This window comes from Natrialba swarupiae (genome assembly GCF_008245225.1).
GTDB classification, from domain to species: domain Archaea; phylum Halobacteriota; class Halobacteria; order Halobacteriales; family Natrialbaceae; genus Natrarchaeobius; species Natrarchaeobius swarupiae.
Genome location: NZ_VTAW01000045.1, coordinates 1 through 18208, shown reverse-complemented (window position 1 = coordinate 18208; position 18208 = coordinate 1). Strand labels below are relative to the sequence as shown.

Here is an 18208-nt window from a genome sequence, read left to right as displayed (position 1 = left end):
TCAGGGACAGTGAACGCGAACGGTCGGTTCCGACCTACTGCGCTTCGCAGTTAGAGCGGGAGTCCACTGACAAGCCTCGGGGCTTGACCCCGAGGCAGTTGACTAACCAGCAAGCATCATTGGTCTTTAGTTAGGCCTCAGCTGCCTGTTTGATGGCGATAGCGAGTTGTTCCTGGAGAATCGGCCGTTGTTTGTGGATCGTCTGTGCGTCGGCGGTCAGCCGATCAAGCAGTGGCGGTGGAGAATACCCAAGATAGCCACTCAACCGGTAGAGAATGAGTTGGGCGTGCGACCGGAAGGTCGCCGCCCAGCGTTCCGGCGCAAACACGAGGTCATCATCTGCGTGTTCAATGACCAGACTAAGCAACTCACGACTCACAACCAAGGACAACAGCGCCGCGTACAGCAGAATTTCTACGCCGTGCTTCCTCGTCGTATCGAACTCATCCAGTCTGTACTGTGTCTTCAGTTCCCGAAACAGAAGTTCTACTTCCCACCGGCACCGGTAGATTGTCGCTAGATCCTCCGGCAGGAACTCTTCACGCGAGAGATTTGTGATGGACAAATGGTAGCCGTCGACGTCCTCGTTGCGGACGCCGACGACACGGAACCGTTTTCGTATCACGTGACTGCGTGCCCGCGTACTCTCTCCGGTCAAATTCGATCTCAACTTCGACGTTGATGTACTTGCGGCAGAGATCGTCCACGACGTCGAAGATTTTCTTCCCTTCCAAGGGAATGGCGCGGCGCGCCTTTCCCGTAATTCGTCGGTTATAATCGGGTTAGAGCTGCGTTTCAGTCAACTCGCGAAATAGCCGTCGTTCTCGTCGATCAAGGCGAACCGCCGGTACTTGAAATATAGTAACCGTTAGAAATTTCTGCCCAGTCATTGTTGCTGTAGCCAATGGACCATCTCGACGACATCTCCGTCGAAGAACTCCAAGACGCTCTCGACAAGGTTGAGGAGAACAAGCCGACTCAGCGGTTATTAGCGGCGATTGCGTACAAGAACGGCGTCACGCAGACCGAACTCGCAGAGTGGCACGACACCGGTCGAAGAACGATCTACAGCTGGCTCATGCGACTCGATACGGACGAACCGCTTGAGAAAGCCGTTTCTGATGCTCACCGATCCGGAAGAAAGCGAAAACTTTCAGAAATACATCAAGAAGAGTTCGAGCAAACCATTCACGAACCGCCCAAAGAAGTCGGGATCGACGCGCCGGCGTGGACGCCGACGCTCGTCCAGCAGCATCTTGAGGAAACCTACGATGTCGAGTACTCAATCCCGAGCTGCCGGCGGTTGCTCAAAGAAGCGGGATTGAGCTATCAAAAACCACGCCGTACAGCGGCCGAGTCAGATGCTGACGAGCAAGAAACGTTCCGTGAGGAGTTCAAAAAAAGCGGCGGGAGATGGACGCCACAGTAGTCTGTATCGATCAAACCAAGAAATCCGTGCAAGTTGAGCCGCGTGCCGCGTGGCACGCGACCATCCGTCGAATTGTCCGGCCAACGCGACTGGACGTGCTTATTGGGAGCGATTACCGAAGACGGCGATCGCTTTTTTGTCCGGTTCGAAGAGTACGTAACTGCCGAACACGCCAAACATTTCATTCTTGTATTATGAAAAGAGTTCGAAGATGATTTGCTCATCGTGCTGGATGGAGCGCCGGATTTCCAGGCGTCGGCCGTCACGGACCTGGCGGCCCGTGACGACCTCGCCTTCGTCACGTTATCGGCGTATTCGCCAGAACTAAATCCTGTTGAGGAGTGCTGGAGACAACTTCAAGCCGACCTCAGCAACCGCTTCTTTGAGTCACTCGACGATCTCACAACGGCGATTGATACAGCCCTCGATCAACTCTTCATTCCTAAGATGAGCAATAATTTCTAATGTTCACTATAGGCCAGATCGAGGATCGCTAGCCGACCTTCGAGCCACGATCCTGTCCGAACTGCGTACTGTCGTGTCTTTTCTCGTCTGTGACGCTGAACCGGTCGATCGTCTGCTCAGTGACGTTGTGGAGCAGGTGGAACCGTGCTCCAGCCTGCTCCTCACGGCGACCGTCGTACACCTCAGCAAGCAACTCGTGGAACCGGAGAACCGTTCCATCTGCGATCATCACGTCTCTGAACCGGTTGAACTCCTCTGAGACGGTGTGGGGGACAGCGACCTCGTCGAGCCTACTCGACGAAGTCGCGGAGGCACTCTGTGAGAGTCGGCGTCAACCGCTGATAGAACCCTCCTGCGGACAATGTCCTGTCTGCAGTCGAATTGTAGCCCCGTCTGAAGCTGGCGAGCGTTCGGCTTGCGCCGCCGGCGAAGCCGAACGCAAGTGACCAGACGAGCGGTGGAATCTGTAGCTTCCGATCGCGCTCGACCACGCCGACGGCATCGGCGTGGTCTTCGAGCGCTTCAGATGGCAGGAAGTTAGTGAGACGGCGTTCCACTTCCTGTGAGGAGGGGTTAGAGTGCACATCTTCCGGCTCCTCATTCTTTCCGAAAAGTAACTCCGATAAGCCGCCGCTGTCGTGCGGTTTTGCGCCTAACTAAAGACGGATGGTGTCGTCTATAACATCAAGCTGCCGTGAAACAGTGAATTCCACCGCCTTATCGTGATTCAACACAGCCGATTGAACACCCCATCGGCAAGCAGACATCCTTCCTATTCACTTACCATTTAGTGGAGACTCTCGGGTTTGTCCCGCCTGCATCAAATCGATTTGTGAAGTACTGAAAATTAGTCGCCTGAACAATAGCACAGGCTTCCGCTAGTATCGCTCGGAGTGTCTGACGGCCGTCGCCGGGTGGTAATCGTTGTTTCGCATTCGGGGCAATCGTAGTCAGTGCAGTTGTCGTACTTCTGAATTACCCAGTCTCCGTCAACGGTGCTTTCGTGACCGCAGTTGAAGCAGTAGAGCATCGTCTTTCGAGGTGGTGGTTGTTCGACAGCTTGTGTGGACGGATTCATACTCAATACTATCTGCTGAACGTGGATAACGGTGTTGACCCACCTCTCCATGTCCATCTGATAACAGGCGACATACTCGAGCATCGACCAGAGCACACCGGTTGTGGTCGTCGTGGAGGCGATTCCTAATGGGCGAGACCGTTTCGAGAGCGACACAGACCTACTACACAGTCGTCTTCGAAGTCGCCGGAACGCGGGTCTACATCGATCCGTACACACTCGAGTCGAACGCCCAGAAAAAGCAAAGCGAACTTCGAGAACTCGACGCGGCGGAGAACGTCCGCGTGATCGAGCACGCCGGAAGCGTCGGGGGATGCAGTGATACCTCGGACCGTACTCGTACGTCGTGTTCGGTGAGAGCGACGGCGACGAAGACGAGTACGCATTTTACGAGGCCGAGTTTGAACGGCCCGTGGACGACCTTCCCCCTTCGATCGCCACAAAGCTTCGAGACATCGGGTGCGTAGACGGTGGAAAGTGGGACGGGGAGATACAGTTGGTGAAGGACGTCCCCGACGCCATCGTCCAACAGCTCGCACCCGACTAATCGCTCGCGTGCGTCGACAGAACACAGAAATCCGACCGCGAACCCGAGTCGTGTCTGTACGACGGCGAGTGTCCAAACTGCGGTCCGACGGTCTGTCTCGCACTCGAGAATGCGCTATATCTGTGTTACGAGTGTGGAGCCGATATCGGAGGTGACGACTTCGTGAGTACCGCCGAGGCCGGGCCGCGAGACCGCCACAGAACCACTAGCGCCGAACGCGTGACCTGCCGCGAAGACGTCCCTGTCCTCGAGCGGATCAACGCACTCGTCGACGCCGACGAGTACCCGAATCGAAGCGCGGCCATCCGCGAGGCGACGCGGCAGTTCGTCGATCGCGAGCAGGGTGTAGATACAGAGAGGGACGGTGATTCCGATGCCAGAGGCCAATCTCAACCACAACTACGAGCCAGAGGAGCGCAAACCCTGGATCCAGAGCGTGGTGCAACGTCTCGAGACCGGTGACCGGGTTAACGGTCACGACCGTTGACGGGAAGACGCGGACACTGACAGTGACCGTCGAACCGCATATTGAGGACCGCCGACCCTACCGCTGTCAGGGCTTGCTCGTCGACCTCGAGGGCTACAGCACCGAGTACACGCTTGAGTGTCCGAGCGATCCCGACCAGGCCGTCAGGTTGCTGTTCCCGTCGGCACTGTCATACGGCGTGTTCGTCCGGGTCCTCGAATGTGAGGCCCGGGACATGGCGATTATCTCCGATACGAGTGTCGAGGACCTGTTCGCGGCGGTGCGGTGATGATAATCGGTCACGCCTGTCCGGCGAAGTCGACACGCCGACATCTCGTCGAATGGTCGGAAACGCCCTTTACGCCCACAGAAGACGTTCGGCCCGTCGTCTATGTGATGGGTGGTTGCCCGACGAACGACGAGATCGAGCCCGAAGACAGGGTTCGGTCACTCGAGGGTGCAGTCGGGAGGGTGGCCATCTACTTCGAACTTCTCGCGGATCACGAACGCTGACTTCCGTACGATCTCGATAAGGCATGTGACGACAGCGACCGAGGGATATTGTATACGTTCACCCAATCAGATATTTTTCTCATGAGACCAGCGCTTTAGCACCGGTTCCCACACCGGTTGGGAAGCACCGGTGTTGTGAACTGAAACGACGTCCACACCGTCGCAATCATCTCCGGTCTCCGGGGTGGACACTCGCGAGCGGGTGTGTGCGATGATGTTCGGTGGAACTACAGGGTACGGACGCTATGGCCCGTGTCAGTCGTATTCGTCGGCTTCGGTAGAACGACGATAACAGGCTTCCAAAACGATCGAACGCCGTTAGAGACGTTCGGCACCGGGTGAAATCCGGTGGGATGGCAGGATTCCCGTTCGCTCGAGTGCGTAGTAGCCGGCGATGTGGACGGCTGCGGCGACGATCATGCTATTGAGTGCTGCCATTCCCGGCACCGGTGCCGACACTGCGACCCCAGGAACGATCGATCCGGCGGTCAAAATGGCGGCGAGACAGCCAGCGCCGTATGCGAGGATACTGGTCCAGCGGATGTTCGTAAATTGGACATCTCCCATCCGGGGGATGCCATCACGCCAGCACAGCAGGAAGTCGGCGATGATGATCGCCCCGAGCGGCGGGATGTACTGGCCCAGTAACTCGAGCCACGGGAGGAGTAACGTATCAGCACCAGCCAGTGCCAAACCGATGCCGACAAGACAGCCAGCGATGACGAACGGTCGCTTCCGGTCGAACTCGAACGCTTCAGCGCCGGCAACGCTGAACGCGTAGGCCGCATTGTCGTTGGTCGTCCAGATGTTCAAGATCAGTGCGATCAGGCCGACGGTCGCGAGACCCTGTGCGACAAGCACCTCGTAGAGGTCGCCCTGTGGCGTGACGTCGTAGACGGCACCGCCGACGGCCCCGCTGAGGAATAGAAAGCTGTTGCCAACGAGGAACGCGATCAGCCCGGCCCAGAACGCAACACGCGAGTTGATCGCAAACCGCGCCCAGTTGGGTGCCTGCGTTCCGGCGCTGATGAACGTCCCGACGACGATCGTTACTGCCAGCCCGAACGACATTTCGCCGCCACCAGTCTGTGCAAGCAGCCCATCGATTCCGCCGGCGTCACCGACCGCGAGGTAGATCGAGAGGACTCCGACGACGACGAGAAACGGAACGGCGACGTACGAGAGTTTCTCCATCCCGTCGTAGCCGAAGTATGCCGTCAGCATGTGCAACACGCCCCAGGTGACGATCAACGCAGAGATCAGCGAACCGGTCTCGAGACCGAAGTACGTCGCGGTCGGAATGGCGACCATCGGAATGGTGACCCCGAACCAGCCAACCTGGGTACCACCGAGCAGGAGATCGGCCATCTTCGCGCCAACGCGTCCAAACGAGTACCGCGCCAGCAGGACGGTCGTTAGTCCGGCCTTCGCGGAGATCGCACAGAGCAACGCGACGTAGCCGCCGAGGATAATGTGACCGACGACCATCGCGGAAAGCATCTCTTGAAAGCCCATCGCCGCGCTGACCTCCGCGCCAGCCCACATCGTTCCCGCGAAGAAGACGAGTCCAAGCAGTACTGCAGAGAGACTTACCAATCCCTTTCGTTCGTCTTTCGGAACGTGATCGAGCGGATAGTCAGGATCGGGGAGGTCTTTGTCACCGAAAACGATACGTCGCCAGTCAAAATCTCCGTCTCGAACTGACATGATTGGTCACGTCACATGAACTCCCAATAAATGTTTTGTCACTTGATAATACTTTAGCAGCGCAATTATCTGAGGCTCTGTCTGTAACCCACGTCGGTGAATACAAAGCGACAATATTATTACACCCCTAGGGATGTATTGTTCTATGACTGACCGTATTATTACCAACGCGACGACGTGTGACGGGTCGTCGGTCGACGTCGCGATCGAGGACGGGACGATCACGCGAGTCGAAGACGGTGGCTCGATCGATCCTGAAGTCGTTCCGGCCGACCGCCGGTACGATGCGGACGGCCGTCTCGTGACGCCGCCCCTGACCGAACCGCACCTCCACCTCGATGCGACGCTGACTGCGGGCGAACCGAGGTGGAACGAGTCCGGTACCCTTGCGGAGGGGATCGGTATCTGGGACGAACGAAAGCAGTCCCTCGAGAGTGACGACGTCAAAGCACGGGCAGAACAGGCGATCGAGTGGTTCGTGGCAAACGGCGTCACCCGGATTCGCACCCACGCCGATACGACCGAACACTCGTTGACTGGCGTTCGAGCGCTCCTCGACCTCCGCGAGGAGGTCTCTGATGTGGTCGATCTCCAGGTCGTCGCGTTCCCACAGGACGGGATCTTCACCGACGAAACTCACGAGGATCTGTTGCGTGACGCTCTCGAGATGGGGGCGGATCTGGTGGGGGCGATCCCTCACAACGAGCATACGCGTGAGGATGGTGTCGCCTCCGTCAAACTCGCGATGGATCTCGCCGAGGAGTACGACCGGCCGGTCGACCTCCACATCGACGAGACCGACGATCCGGGCTCGCGCTTTACTGAAGTGCTTGCGAGCGAAGCGAGTAAACGAGGGATCGGCGACCGAGTCACGGCGAGTCACACGACCGCGATGCACTCTTACCCCAACAGTTACGCGGCGAAGGTCGTCTCGTTGCTCGAGGACAGTGGCGTAAGCGTAGTCACGAACCCGCCGGACAACTCGGTGTTGCAGGGACGGTACGACGACTATCCGCGTCGCCGTGGTCATACCCGGATCGACGAACTACACGAGGCTGGCGTTACCGTCGGGCTCGGTCACGACTCCGTCATGGACCCGTGGTACCACTACGGGTGCGGCGATCCGATCGATGCCGCGTTTATCTTGCTTCACTACGCACACATGAGCGGTCGCTCGGACGTCGAAACGCTGTGGGAGATGATCACCCACGCGAACGCCGACGTCTTCGGCGTCGACGAGTACGGCCTCGAGGTCGGTAACGAGGGATCGCTCGTCGTCTACGACTCGCCCGGTCCGTTCAACGCACTCCGAACGCGAGCGCCGCGAACGCTCGTTCTCAGAGAGGGTCGGGAGATCGCCCGTACCGAACCCTCGGAAACGACGGTCGTGCGAGCCGATAGCGAACGATCGGTCGACTTTCACCGCTAAGCGCTCACAGCGGTTTCCTCCCGTCGGTGGCCGAGATCAGTCGTCGACGATCGATTCGATCAGCGTCTCCAGTTCGAAGTCGTTGAGCGGATACGACTCGTCTTTGACCGTCTCGATGACGAACTTCGAACTGGTTCGGACGACCTCGTCGATCCCCTCGTAATCCTGGATGAGGCCGTGTACCATCTGGCGATCAGAGAGGTGTGCGATGACGATTAGATCGGTGTCGCCCATCGTGAAGTACACCTGGTTGACGCCCTCTATAGCCGTGAGTTTCTTGCTGACACGCTTGTGGTATTGTGTGTCGTACTCGGCCATCACCTCGGTGATAACGGTGATCTCGAGACCGAGTTCCTCGATATCGATGTCGTAGAGGTCGTTCGTGATAACTCCCTGCTCTTTGAGTTGGTCGATTCGGTAGTGGACAGTCGATTTGGGAATGTCGGTGTAGGTTGCAATTTCGTCCAGATTATCCGTCTCGAGTTCCGAAATCGCGTGCAGGATTCGAACGCTCCGTTCGTCCATACTCTCACGTCGAAATCGGAGGATAAACAACATTCGAATAGCCGACGGATCGTCGGACCAGATTGGAGTGTACTGGTCGATCCGCCGTTGGACCGTTCGATCTGGGTGTTCCTGAACGTCCCCGTCGAACGAGCGGGGAGCTGTACGCTCGACGATTTCGAGGGCAACGAGTACACCGATCTCTTCTCGGGAATGTCCGTCGTAAACGTCGGTCAGGGTACCGAAGCCATCGTTGCCGAGTCAGTGATGGGTGAAACCGGAATCGTCGTTCCGTCGGCGGAGTGACTCGAGGCGCTCGATGCAGTCGCATGAGCAATCGCCTCTCCCGACGCACTCACCTCTGGCCGTAATTCTCCCACTGACAGTCACAATTCCGAACAAGATTCAATCAAGTGTGGTAAGTTAGACTTATCTGTGGGTATCACTCACAATTTTGTATTGTGTTTGAAAACGTTCTGGTCGCCAACCGTGGGGAGATCGCCGTTCGGATCATCCAGTCCTGTTCGGATCTGGGAGTCACGTCCGTCGCGGTCTATAGCGACGCGGACGAAACGGCGAAACACGTCAGAATGGCCGACGAGGCCTACCATATCGGGGGTTCGAAGGCACAGGACAGTTACCTCGACCGGGAGGCGCTACTCGAGGCCGCTCGAGAGGGCGGCGTCGACGCGATACATCCGGGATACGGGTTTCTGGCGGAAAACGAGTCGTTCGCGACGGCGGTCGAGAACAGTGAGTTCGTCTGGATCGGCCCGCCGAGTTCGGTCATGGCCGACTTCGGTGAGAAAACACGCTCTCGGACGATCATGGCGGAAGCTGACGTCCCGATCGTTCCCGGGACGACCGAACCCGCGCCGGATCCAGACGACGTCAGGGCGTTCGCCGACGAACACGGTTACCCGCTCGCGATCAAAGCCGACGGCGGTGGCGGTGGCCGCGGCCTGAAGATCGTTCACGGCCCCGACGAGATCGAGTCGAAGTACCAGGACGCAGTCCGTGAGGGTGAGGCGTACTTCGATAACCCGAGCGTCTACATCGAGACGTTCCTGACGGATCCGCGCCACATCGAAGTCCAGATCATCGCCGACCGACACGGCAACGTCAGACACCTCGGCGAACGCGACTGTAGCATCCAGCGTCGCCAGCAGAAACTCGTCGAGGAGTCTCCCTCACCGGTCCTGGACGACGAGACACGCGAGGAGATCTGTGAGGCCGCCCGCCGTGGCGCCGCGGAGGCGGGTTACGTCAACGCCGGGACGGTCGAGTTTCTCTACGAGGACGGCGACTACTACTTCCTCGAGGTCAACGCCCGCATTCAGGTCGAACATCCCGTCACGGAGGAACTCACGGGGATCGACCTGGTGAAGTGGCAGCTTCGGATCGCTGCCGGCGAGGAGCTGACAATCTCCCAGGACGAGATCGAGCCACGCGGAGCGGCCATGGAGTTTCGGATCAACGCGGAGGATCCGGACAACGACTTCATCCCCCTGCCGGGAACGCTCTCGTCGTACGAACCTCCGCGGGGAATCGGCGTCCGGGTCGACGACGGCGTCGACGAAGGCGATGCGATCGCGCCGTTTTACGACTCGATGTTCTCGAAGGTGATCGTCACGGGGGCCGACCGCGACGAAGTCATCGCCCGCGGGAAACGTGCACTTTCCGAGTCGACCGTCGAGGGTGTTCCCACCACGATCCCCTTCCATCGACGGCTTCTGGTGGACGAGGGATTCCTCTCGAACGAACACACGACGAACTACGTCGACCGCGAACTCGTCGACGAGTAGCGGTCGAACGAGAGATCGGTTCGGTTCGTGACGGTCGATTCACGAGGAGTTGACGACGTCCGGAAGCGACGCGAGTTTGATGTCGTGGTCCTCGAGTCGGTCGTGAATCGCCTCGAGAATCTCGACGGCGTTTGGGTTGTCGCCGTGGATGCAGATGCTATCCGCGGGGACGTCGATCTCTTCGCCGTTTGCGGCCTCGACGACGCCGTCGGTAGCGATCGAGACGAACCGGTCGGCGACGAGTTCCGGATCACGGTCCTCGAGTTGTTGTTCGACGATGAGCGATCGGTCGGCTCGGTAATCCAGGTCGACGTATCCCTCGAAGACGGCCGTCACACCGTCGACTTCCTGGGCGACCTCGTAGATGTGCATGTCCGTCGCGAGGTAGACGAGCTCCTCGTCGACCTCGAGCATTCCGTCCATGACAGCCCTGGCGTGATCCGGACTCTCGGAGAGCATCGAGTACATCGCACCGTGGGGTTTGACGTGTTCGACGGTGACGCCGTGGCGCTGTGCGAACGCTGTCAGTGCACCGAGTTGATAGACGACGTAATCACGAACTTCTTCGGGAGTTGCGTCGATAGTTCTGCGGCCAAAGCCCATCTTGTCTGGGAACCCGGGATGGATGCCGATGCCGACGTCGTGTTCGGCGGCCAGTTCGACAGTCTCGCGCATGACGTGGGGATCACCGGCGTGGAAGCCGCCTGCGATGTTCGCAGACGTAATGTAGGGCATCACCGCCTCGTCGTTGCCCATCGTCCAGTTGCCGAAGCTCTCACCCATATCACAGTTGATGTCGATCGTCGGCATGTCTGTACGTGTGATACAATTCTGCATATATTTTTCGTCACATATAGGGAGTTATCCAATCTTACCGAACTTCGTTCCTCTTGGAAGGCGAAATCAAAACGTGATCCAATACGCTTGCGTTCGATCGAGCAGGAAGTCTCTCCCTCCTGGGTCTCGGTTTCGATCGGTAACCGGAGTACAGGCGGTCGACGATACGGCTTTCCGAGCGGGTCGAACCGAGTGTGCCCACCCGAACCCGGTTCCCTCACTCGATATCGAGGAGTGTCTGGTCGGCTTCGACCTCGGCTTCGTTCTCGACGTGGAACTCGCCGACAGTCCCGCCGTTTTCGGTGGTAATCTCGTGAAAGTTCTTCATTACCTCGACGAGACCGATCGTGTCGCCTGCGTCGACGCTGTCGCCTTCCTCGACGAACGGCGGCTCGTCCGGATCCGATTGCCGGTAAAAGATCCCAGGCATCGGTGATTTGACTTGTTCTCCCATCGTTGTCTGTATTGGATCTCGTTTTGATTATACTCTTTGGTTAAATTCCTATTCGTTTCGAACACGTATTGTCGAATATCAATCCTCGAGTTCAACCTCTTTTCGAATTTCTGAGAGGCGGTCGTGGCGCTCCTGACGGGCTGTGAGTGCGTCGTCGATCTCTACGGGCTCGAAGTACACCGATTTGTGGGTCTGGCGCTGGGCGAGCCGTCCCCGGTCGACGCTGATGACGGTGCCGACGGTCGCGTAGCCCCCGCCGGTTACGGCGTCTTGCATGAGCACGATCGGCTTCTGTGGGACCTGGATCGAGCCAACCGGATATCCGAGGTCGACGACGTTCGAGGGATCGGTACCGGCACCGAACGGCTGATCGCGCTCCTCGAACTCGATGTCGGGTCCGTCGAGTCGGTACCCGACGCGGTCGGCCTCCGGTGATACCGTCCACTCGGCCTCACAGAGGTCGGCTTTGCTCTCCTCGGTGAGCCGGTAGTCCGTCAGTCCGAGGATGACGCGAACGGTGTCTTCGGTCGCGTACTCCGGGACGTACTCGTCGCCGACCGTCTCCCCGACGAGATCGCGCCGGTCCTCGGTTCGCTCCCCGATCGCGAGCTCGTCGCCGTCCTCGAGCGTGCGTCCGTCCTGACCGCCGATCCCGACGAGCGTGTACGTCGACCGGCTCCCCATCACTTCGGGGACGTCGATCCCGCCCGCCACGGCGAGGTAGGCGCGGGCCCCCTCGGTCGCAAACGACAACTCGAGTTCGTCGCCGGCTTCGACGGCGACGGTCGTCCAGGTGTCGATGGGGTCGCCGTTGTGCGTCGGCGACATATCCGCACCGGTGATTGCGACGACGGCGTCTTCGTCGAACGTGGCCGTCACGCCCTGATAGGTCATCTCGATCGTCGCGGCGTCCTCGTCGTTCCCGACGAGGTAGTTCGCGACCGTGTGTGCGTACTCGTCCATCGCCCCCGACGGCGGCATTCCGATGTGGTAGTTGCCGAACCGCCCCAGATCCTGGACGGTGCTCGCGATGCCACCGTCGGTGATTCGAATCATGCGATCACCTCCACGAGTCGCTGGTTGTACTCGTCGGGCGCATCGAAGAACTCCTCGGTCGAGAACGTCACCGGTTCGTCGGTGTACTCGTAGCTCCCGGCTTCGACCTCCTCGCGGATCTCGTCGTACTCCTCGCGGTCGATTCGACGGTAGTTCAGAATATCACCGGGATTGGGGTAGACGATCGAATCTTCGAAATCCGGCAGGCGCTGATCGACGTCGAGGACCTCTATCGGCGTCCGTCCGTACAGCTGGTAGCCGCCCGCACCCTGGACCGGATAGATGACCGAGAACGCGCCGCCGAATCCGATTGCACGGCTCGGTGTGTCGGTCCGTGGTTCGACGTACTTCGGAACCTCGAGTTGTCTCTCCCTGGGGACCATCTGGAAACACCACGGCAGCCCCGGGACGAACCCGACCATCGTGACCATATGCGGTGCGGCGACGAACGCGTCGATAAACGCCTCCACCGAGTCGAAACCGTTCAGTTCCGCGGAGTACTCGAGGTCGGTCCCGTCGGGGTCCTGGTGGCGGTCGCGAAACTCCATGAGCGTCTCGTGGGTCCAGGGATCCTCAAACAGGACCGGGACGTCGATGACGCGAGTCTCCCACTCGTAGTTTTCGACGTCGAGTGCGGCTTCGATCTCTCGGAGTTCCTCGATGATCGTGTCCGGGTGGGCGACGTCCGGATCGATACGGAGCATGTACGACGCGTTCGCCGGACAGTTCTCGACGACGCCGTCGATCTCGCGTTCGGCTACTTGCTGGGTGATCGCCATCGCCTTGAAGTTGGCCGTGAAGCTCATCGCTTCGGCGAGCTCGACGAACACGTGGTCGTCGCCGCCGTACTCGTACCGCGGTTCGGGCAAGTCTACAGGTGTGATTCGGTCATCTCCCATGCCTTGTCATACCAATTCAAACTCCGGACACGAATAGATATTGGTCAATCCTCAACATACCTGATAAAAGTTGGACTGTATTCAATTAAGTCTGCACATAGGGAATATCGTTCGGGGAACGAACGCTGGCGGCGATGGCCGAGAAACGACCCAGCGGTCGGGTGCGGTGTTGACTTTCTAGAGCCGGTCTCGTTTCGGGAGAACGTTGAGAGTGATACCAGTGACCAGGCCGGACTGTTCGTCGACGCTGGCCCCATCATTCTAGTATAATGGATAGATATCGAATCCCATTCAATAAATACTGAAAGAGTGGTTTGGAGTGCGGCTGATTATATGTATGTTGAACTCATAGTAGTTACTGTGCCGGATGGTACCAAACGGGCCTCGACGGCGAACCCGAGATCGAAGACGTCTCCAGAGCGCCGGAGCCGTCCGTCGACGGCCACCTCGACCGTCGCCACCCTGTCCGGCTCCGGGAGGTTGGAGAGGCCGAACAGGCGGTCGGTACCGAGCGCCGTCGAGAACGCGACCATATCCGAAACATCCGACAATGACTGATACGACACGAGAGATCACACTCACGGTAAACGGCACAGAACGGACGTTCGACATCGAGCCACAGACGTTGCTCGTTCACGCACTCAGAGACGAACTCGGCTATACGGGATCGAAAGTCGGCTGCGAGAGCAGTCTCTGTGGTGCCTGTACCATCCACGTCGACGGACGGGCAGTAAAATCGTGTACGCTGCTCGCAGTCCGGTACGACGGGGCCGAAATTACGACCGTGGAGGGGCTCGCAGACGGCGAGGACCTGCATCCACTCCAGCAGGCGTTCCAGGAAGAACACGGGCTCCAGTGTGGCTACTGTACGCCCGGGATGATGCTGACGGCGTTGTCGCTGCTCGAGGACAACCCCGACCCCACCAGATCGGAGATCCGGGACGCACTGAAAGGGAACGTCTGTCGGTGTACGGGCTATCACAACATCGTCGACGCGGTCGAACGTGCTGGAGAACTGATGGCAGCCGGCGAACCCGAACTCAGCGGGGCTGATTGAGATGTCCGAACAGGAGTCGGTCACCGACCGCGTCTTCGGATCGTCCGTCGAGCGCCGCGAGGACCGATCGATACTGACCGGCGTCGCCGAGTACACCGACGAAAAGCTCCCCGACGCAGCCCACGTGGCGATCCTCCGGAGTCAGTACGCTCACGCCACCCTCGAGTCGGTGGACGTCGACCAGGCCGAGAACCGGGACGACGTCGTCGCCGTGTTCACCGGCGCGGACGTCGAGGAGAGTGGCATTCCAAACGACATCCCGACTGCCTGGTCGCTGCCCGGACTCGTCACCCCCCAGTACAGGATCATAGCAACCGACAAAGTCCGCCACACGGGTGATGCGATCGCCGCAGTCGTCGCCGAAGACCGATACGCGGCTCACAACGCGCTCGGGGATATCGACGTCACGTACGACCGTCTCGATGCGGTAACCGAACCCGATGAGGCGGTCGACTCCGACGTTACCGTCCACGAGGAGGCACCGGACAACGTCGCGTTCGATTTCACGATCGGCGACGCGGACGCCGTTTCGGAGGCGTTTTCGGCCGCCGATCACGTGACGAGTGTCGACCTCGAGCAACCCAGAATCATCCCTAACGCCGTCGAACCGCGGGCGGCGGCCGCGGATTACGACCCCGACAGCGACGACCTCACGGTGTGGATGACCTCACAGAACCCACACCTCCACCGGATGCTGATGTCGACCGCGACGCTTGGCCACCCCGAGCACAAGCTTCGAATCGTCGCCCCGGAGGTCGGTGGCGGGTTCGGAAGCAAAATTTATCACTACCCCGACGAAGCGATCACCGCCTGGTGTGCCAAACAACTCGGTCGAGCGGTCACGTGGCAGGCGACCCGCCGGGAAGGGTACATCACCGACTGTCACGGCCGAGATCACGTCACCGAAGCCCAACTGGCCGTCGATACTGACGGGTCGATCCGCGGATTACGCGTCGAGACACACGCCGGGTTGGGAGCACACCTCTCGCAGTTTGCCACCGCCACACCGTCGTATCTCTACGCAACGATCCTCTCGAGTGAGTACGACATCCCGGCGATTCACTGCCGGGTGATCGGCGCGTTCACGAACACGACTCCGGTCGACGCCTACCGCGGTGCGGGACGAGCGGAGGGAATCTACGTGACCGAACGCATCGTCGACGCCGCCGCATCGGAACTCGGGATGGATCCCGCGGAGATCCGCCGGACAAACCTGATCTCGCCGGACGAGTTCCCGTTCGAGACCAGCGTTGCCATGGTCTACGACAGCGGCGAGTACGAAACCGCGATGGATCGCGCCCTCGAACTCGTCGAGTACGACGAACTTCGTGACCGCCAGCGCGAACTCCGGGACGACGATCGGTATCTCGGTATCGGCATCGCGAACTTCGTCGAGTCCGCGGGACTCTCTCCGTCGAAAGCTGCCGGCGAACTCGGCGCTGCGGCCGGCGGCTGGGAGGCAGGCGTCGTCCGCTTCCATCCGTCAGGGACGGTGACTGTCGCCTGCGGGACCGCAGACCAGGGCCAGGGACACCGGACAACGTTCGCCCAGGTCGCTGCCGAGGAACTGGGCGTCCCACTCGAGGACGTGGATGTCGTCGAGGGCGACACTGACGCGGTCCCACAGGGGATGGGAACATACGGCAGTCGGAGCGGCCCCGTCGGTGGCGGTGCCATCGCCACCAGCGCCCGAAAGGTCGTCGAAAAGGCAAAACGCATCGCCGCACACTCACTCGAAGCCAGCGTCGACGACGTCGAGTTCGACGACGGCGAGTTCAGCGTCGTCGGCGCGCCAGACCGATCGGTCACCATCCAGGAGGTGGCACTCGAGGCGTATCTCGGCCACGACATCCCCGGGGACGCCGAACCCGGGTTAGAGGCGACCTCCTACTACGATCCCGAAAACTTCACGTTCCCGTTCGGCACGCACGTCGCAGTGGTCGAGGTCGATCCCGAAACTGGGGAGGTCGACCTCCAGACGTACGTCGCCGTCGACGACTGCGGCGAACAGATCAATCCGATGATCGTGGAAGGCCAGGTTCACGGTGGCATCGCCCAGGGCGTCGGAGCGGCTCTCTATGAGGGTGCCGTCTACGACGATACCGGGACACTCGTGACCGGCTCGATGAACGAATACGCCCTTCCACGGGCCCACCAGCTCCCCGACTACGAAACCGACAGCACCGTCACCCCGAGCCCGCACAACCCTATCGGCGTCAAAGGCGTCGGCGAGTCGGCCACGATCGCGGCCGCGCCAGCCGTCGTCAATGCAGTCGTCGACGCACTCGAGCCGTTCGACGTCGATCACCTCGATATGCCGCTGTCGAACGAGCGGGTGTGGCGTGCGATCGACGCAGCAACGGAGGGTGACTCGTAATGTACCCCGAGGAGTTCGAGTACTACGATCCCGAAACCATCGAGGACGCTATCGAGACGCTCGAGACTCACAGCGACCGCGAGGTCACGCCGATCGCGGGCGGACACAGCCTGCTCCCGACGATGAAATCGGGGCTCGCCTCCCCCGACGTCGTGGTCGATCTCGCGTTCATCGACGACCTCCACGGCATCAGCCGCGACGATGGAGTCACGACGATCGGTTCGATGACCGAGTACGCTCGCGTCGCCGACGACGAACAGCTCTGGGGAGAGAACCGACTCGTCGCCGAGTCCACCGCGGCGATCGGTGACATCCAGGTCCGAAACGTCGGGACCGTCGGCGGAAACCTCGCTCACTCCGATCCCGCCGCTGACCTCCCTGCAGCGGCTCTGGCCGCCGACGTGACCGTTCACGCCCACGGTCCCGATGGTCCACGGACGATCCCGATCGACGACTTCTTCGTCGCGATGTTCACGACGGCACTCGAGGACGGCGAACTGCTCACGTCGGTCGACGTTCCCCACCTCGGTGACGACGACATCGGCGTCTACCTGAAGAAAGCCAGCCCGTCGTCCGGATACGCTATCGTCGGCGTGGCAGCGGTTCTCGAAACCGACGGCGAAACGATCACCAACGCTCGAGTGGCCGCAAACGGTGCGTTCGGCCACGCGATGCGTCTGTCACCGGTCGAGGAACACCTCGCTGACACGCCGCTCAGTCGCCGAGAGGTCGCGGCCGAGGCGGCTGCGCTCGCGACTGACGGCGTCGACGCCTACCAGCTCATGGAAGACGAACAGGCATCGGCAGATTTCAGAGCACACTTGCTCGAGGTCTACGTCGAACGAGCGATCGAGGATGCGATCGACCGCGTGACCGACTGAACGCGGTTCGTCCTCGGTCGCGTGCGGTCGGCCCGTCGGACTGGCCCGTCGGCTCGCAGGCTCGTGGTGGCCGGGCTCCCTGACCGACGGAGTAACCCCTTTGTTCTGGTCGATTTCTCGCTGGACAGTTCCTCGGAACCTGGAGTCGTCCTGATGTTTTTTCCTAGACGCCCTCGTTTGGACAGTGGCTCGATACTCGACGGTCCCTGATTCTATCTTTGTGCCGATGTAACTCGATAGAATTTTGCTGGCAAATATATTTGGACGAAGATATAAAGCCATTCTATACATATTGATATACTTTAGCAGGGTTTTGAGTTTCCCTTTCTCGTATCTGTAGTCCTTGTCGGCAGGGTGTTGCCCGAATATGATGGGTACGACAGACGAGAAGCCGGGGAGTTTCGACGCCGTATTTTTGACTAACTCTCGCAAAGAACGTCCAGATCATGCGGCTTCAACCGTAGATACAGCCGTGGGAACTCCACTTTGGGATCGGTCTCAGCAGACAGTTATCCTCGCTGAGTGTCGATCCTGGGTACAGTTTTGCCGAGTGAAATTTGATTCCGATTCGCACTAGTTTCGAACTGCAGACTTTCTCTTCCGTCCAGCATCAAACATCTATTTGTTGGTCGTGTCCCAAGCTCGTCTAGAGTCGTAACTGACTCCTGTGGAAACAGGGTCACCTCTGGTACCTACCCCGAAGT

General features: G+C 59.7%; 18 protein-coding genes and 2 pseudogenes. 10 read left to right on the top strand and 10 right to left on the bottom strand.

Features of this window, described 5'->3' with window-relative positions; genetic code table 11:
• Window positions 1–130 precede the first annotated feature (130 nt).
• On the bottom strand, window positions 131–658 hold the full coding sequence (locus tag FYC77_RS19070; protein ID WP_274381036.1) for a transposase: 528 nt from the start codon (window positions 656–658) through the stop codon (window positions 131–133).
• Between the two features lie 246 nt (window positions 659–904).
• Between FYC77_RS19070 and FYC77_RS19065 the strand changes: the two are divergent.
• A pseudogene (locus tag FYC77_RS19065) lies at window positions 905–1894 on the top strand (IS630 family transposase).
• Here FYC77_RS19065 and FYC77_RS19060 read toward each other — a convergent pair.
• A pseudogene (locus FYC77_RS19060) lies at window positions 1894–2451 on the bottom strand (IS4 family transposase); the annotation flags it as partial. The pseudogenes FYC77_RS19065 and FYC77_RS19060 sit on opposite strands and share 1 nt — an antisense overlap.
• Window positions 2452–3100: 649 nt before the next feature.
• Between FYC77_RS19060 and FYC77_RS19050 the strand changes: the two are divergent.
• Complete coding sequence (locus FYC77_RS19050) at window positions 3101–3439, top strand: hypothetical protein (protein WP_149083084.1); 339 nt, start codon at window positions 3101–3103, stop codon at window positions 3437–3439.
• Between the two features lie 194 nt (window positions 3440–3633).
• Here the strand turns inward: FYC77_RS19050 and FYC77_RS20255 are convergent, their stop codons facing one another.
• Window positions 3634–3906 (bottom strand): hypothetical protein, encoded by a 273-nt coding sequence (locus FYC77_RS20255; protein WP_162354567.1) that lies wholly within the window; start codon window positions 3904–3906, stop codon window positions 3634–3636.
• Between the two features lie 71 nt (window positions 3907–3977).
• Between FYC77_RS20255 and FYC77_RS19040 the strand changes: the two genes are divergently transcribed.
• Complete coding sequence (locus tag FYC77_RS19040) at window positions 3978–4274, top strand: hypothetical protein (RefSeq protein WP_149083082.1); 297 nt, start codon at window positions 3978–3980, stop codon at window positions 4272–4274.
• A complete protein-coding gene (locus FYC77_RS20250) occupies window positions 4274–4498 on the top strand; it encodes a hypothetical protein (protein WP_162354566.1) in 225 nt (74 codons plus the stop codon). The genes FYC77_RS19040 and FYC77_RS20250 overlap by 1 nt, the downstream gene beginning before the upstream one ends.
• A gap of 318 nt (window positions 4499–4816) precedes the next feature.
• On the opposite strand, the gene codB is transcribed toward FYC77_RS20250, so the two are convergent.
• Window positions 4817–6205, bottom strand: coding sequence for a cytosine permease (gene codB, locus FYC77_RS19035; protein ID WP_149083081.1), 1389 nt, complete (start codon window positions 6203–6205; stop codon window positions 4817–4819).
• A gap of 145 nt (window positions 6206–6350) precedes the next feature.
• On the opposite strand from codB, the gene FYC77_RS19030 reads away from it, so the two are divergent.
• Window positions 6351–7634 carry a cytosine deaminase gene (locus FYC77_RS19030; RefSeq protein ID WP_149083080.1) on the top strand — a complete coding sequence of 428 codons (1284 nt, stop codon included), beginning with the start codon at window positions 6351–6353 and terminating at the stop codon, window positions 7632–7634.
• A 36-nt stretch (window positions 7635–7670) separates the two neighbouring features.
• Here FYC77_RS19030 and FYC77_RS19025 read toward each other — a convergent pair whose 3' ends face one another.
• Window positions 7671–8159: an Lrp/AsnC family transcriptional regulator gene (locus tag FYC77_RS19025; RefSeq protein ID WP_149083079.1), complete on the bottom strand. Its 489-nt coding sequence runs from the start codon at window positions 8157–8159 to the stop codon at window positions 7671–7673.
• 87 nt (window positions 8160–8246) lie between these two features.
• On the opposite strand from FYC77_RS19025, the gene FYC77_RS19020 reads away from it, so the two are divergent.
• Window positions 8247–8444: an aminotransferase class III-fold pyridoxal phosphate-dependent enzyme gene (locus FYC77_RS19020; RefSeq protein ID WP_149083078.1), complete on the top strand. Its 198-nt coding sequence runs from the start codon at window positions 8247–8249 to the stop codon at window positions 8442–8444.
• Between the two features lie 155 nt (window positions 8445–8599).
• Complete coding sequence (locus FYC77_RS19015) at window positions 8600–9943, top strand: acetyl-CoA carboxylase biotin carboxylase subunit (RefSeq protein WP_149083077.1); 1344 nt, start codon at window positions 8600–8602, stop codon at window positions 9941–9943.
• Between the two features lie 39 nt (window positions 9944–9982).
• Here FYC77_RS19015 and FYC77_RS19010 read toward each other — a convergent pair whose 3' ends face one another.
• The 5 genes from FYC77_RS19010 to FYC77_RS18990 all read right to left on the bottom strand — a co-directional run bounded on the left by FYC77_RS19010 (window position 9983) and on the right by FYC77_RS18990 (window position 13722).
• Window positions 9983–10753: a LamB/YcsF family protein gene (locus FYC77_RS19010; protein ID WP_149083076.1), complete on the bottom strand. Its 771-nt coding sequence runs from the start codon at window positions 10751–10753 to the stop codon at window positions 9983–9985.
• Between the two features lie 244 nt (window positions 10754–10997).
• A complete protein-coding gene (locus FYC77_RS19005; protein WP_149083075.1) occupies window positions 10998–11234 on the bottom strand; it encodes an acetyl-CoA carboxylase in 237 nt (78 codons plus the stop codon).
• A gap of 78 nt (window positions 11235–11312) precedes the next feature.
• Complete coding sequence (locus tag FYC77_RS19000) at window positions 11313–12290, bottom strand: 5-oxoprolinase subunit C family protein (RefSeq protein ID WP_149083074.1); 978 nt, start codon at window positions 12288–12290, stop codon at window positions 11313–11315.
• Window positions 12287–13189: a 5-oxoprolinase subunit B family protein gene (locus tag FYC77_RS18995; protein WP_149083073.1), complete on the bottom strand. Its 903-nt coding sequence runs from the start codon at window positions 13187–13189 to the stop codon at window positions 12287–12289. Before FYC77_RS18995 ends, FYC77_RS19000 begins: the two co-directional genes overlap by 4 nt.
• A 329-nt stretch (window positions 13190–13518) precedes the next feature.
• Window positions 13519–13722, bottom strand: a complete 204-nt coding sequence (locus FYC77_RS18990) for a hypothetical protein (RefSeq protein ID WP_149083072.1) — start codon at window positions 13720–13722, stop codon at window positions 13519–13521.
• Window positions 13723–13739: 17 nt separating this feature from the next.
• On the opposite strand from FYC77_RS18990, the gene FYC77_RS18985 reads away from it, so the two are divergent.
• The 3 genes from FYC77_RS18985 to FYC77_RS18975 are packed head-to-tail and all read left to right on the top strand — an operon-like array spanning window position 13740 to window position 17504.
• Complete coding sequence (locus FYC77_RS18985; RefSeq protein ID WP_149083071.1) at window positions 13740–14246, top strand: (2Fe-2S)-binding protein; 507 nt, start codon at window positions 13740–13742, stop codon at window positions 14244–14246.
• Between the two features lies 1 nt (window position 14247).
• Window positions 14248–16623, top strand: a complete 2376-nt coding sequence (locus FYC77_RS18980; protein WP_149083070.1) for a xanthine dehydrogenase family protein molybdopterin-binding subunit — start codon at window positions 14248–14250, stop codon at window positions 16621–16623.
• Complete coding sequence (locus FYC77_RS18975; RefSeq protein ID WP_149083069.1) at window positions 16623–17504, top strand: FAD binding domain-containing protein; 882 nt, start codon at window positions 16623–16625, stop codon at window positions 17502–17504. The genes FYC77_RS18980 and FYC77_RS18975 overlap by 1 nt, the downstream gene beginning before the upstream one ends.
• Window positions 17505–18208: the final 704 nt, after the last annotated feature.

Coding starts and splice junctions, on each gene's coding strand:
- FYC77_RS19050 (WP_149083084.1), top strand. CDS start 3,101: ATGGGCGAGACCGTTTCGAGAGCGACACAGACCTACTACACAGTCGTC.
- FYC77_RS20250 (WP_162354566.1), top strand. CDS start 4,274: ATGATAATCGGTCACGCCTGTCCGGCGAAGTCGACACGCCGACATCTC.
- codB (WP_149083081.1), bottom strand. CDS start 6,205: ATGTCAGTTCGAGACGGAGATTTTGACTGGCGACGTATCGTTTTCGGT.
- FYC77_RS19030 (WP_149083080.1), top strand. CDS start 6,351: ATGACTGACCGTATTATTACCAACGCGACGACGTGTGACGGGTCGTCG.
- FYC77_RS19025 (WP_149083079.1), bottom strand. CDS start 8,159: ATGGACGAACGGAGCGTTCGAATCCTGCACGCGATTTCGGAACTCGAG.
- FYC77_RS19010 (WP_149083076.1), bottom strand. CDS start 10,753: ATGCCGACGATCGACATCAACTGTGATATGGGTGAGAGCTTCGGCAAC.
- FYC77_RS19005 (WP_149083075.1), bottom strand. CDS start 11,234: ATGGGAGAACAAGTCAAATCACCGATGCCTGGGATCTTTTACCGGCAA.
- FYC77_RS19000 (WP_149083074.1), bottom strand. CDS start 12,290: ATGATTCGAATCACCGACGGTGGCATCGCGAGCACCGTCCAGGATCTG.
- FYC77_RS18995 (WP_149083073.1), bottom strand. CDS start 13,189: ATGGGAGATGACCGAATCACACCTGTAGACTTGCCCGAACCGCGGTAC.
- FYC77_RS18990 (WP_149083072.1), bottom strand. CDS start 13,722: ATGGTCGCGTTCTCGACGGCGCTCGGTACCGACCGCCTGTTCGGCCTC.
- FYC77_RS18985 (WP_149083071.1), top strand. CDS start 13,740: ATGACTGATACGACACGAGAGATCACACTCACGGTAAACGGCACAGAA.
- FYC77_RS18980 (WP_149083070.1), top strand. CDS start 14,248: ATGTCCGAACAGGAGTCGGTCACCGACCGCGTCTTCGGATCGTCCGTC.
- FYC77_RS18975 (WP_149083069.1), top strand. CDS start 16,623: ATGTACCCCGAGGAGTTCGAGTACTACGATCCCGAAACCATCGAGGAC.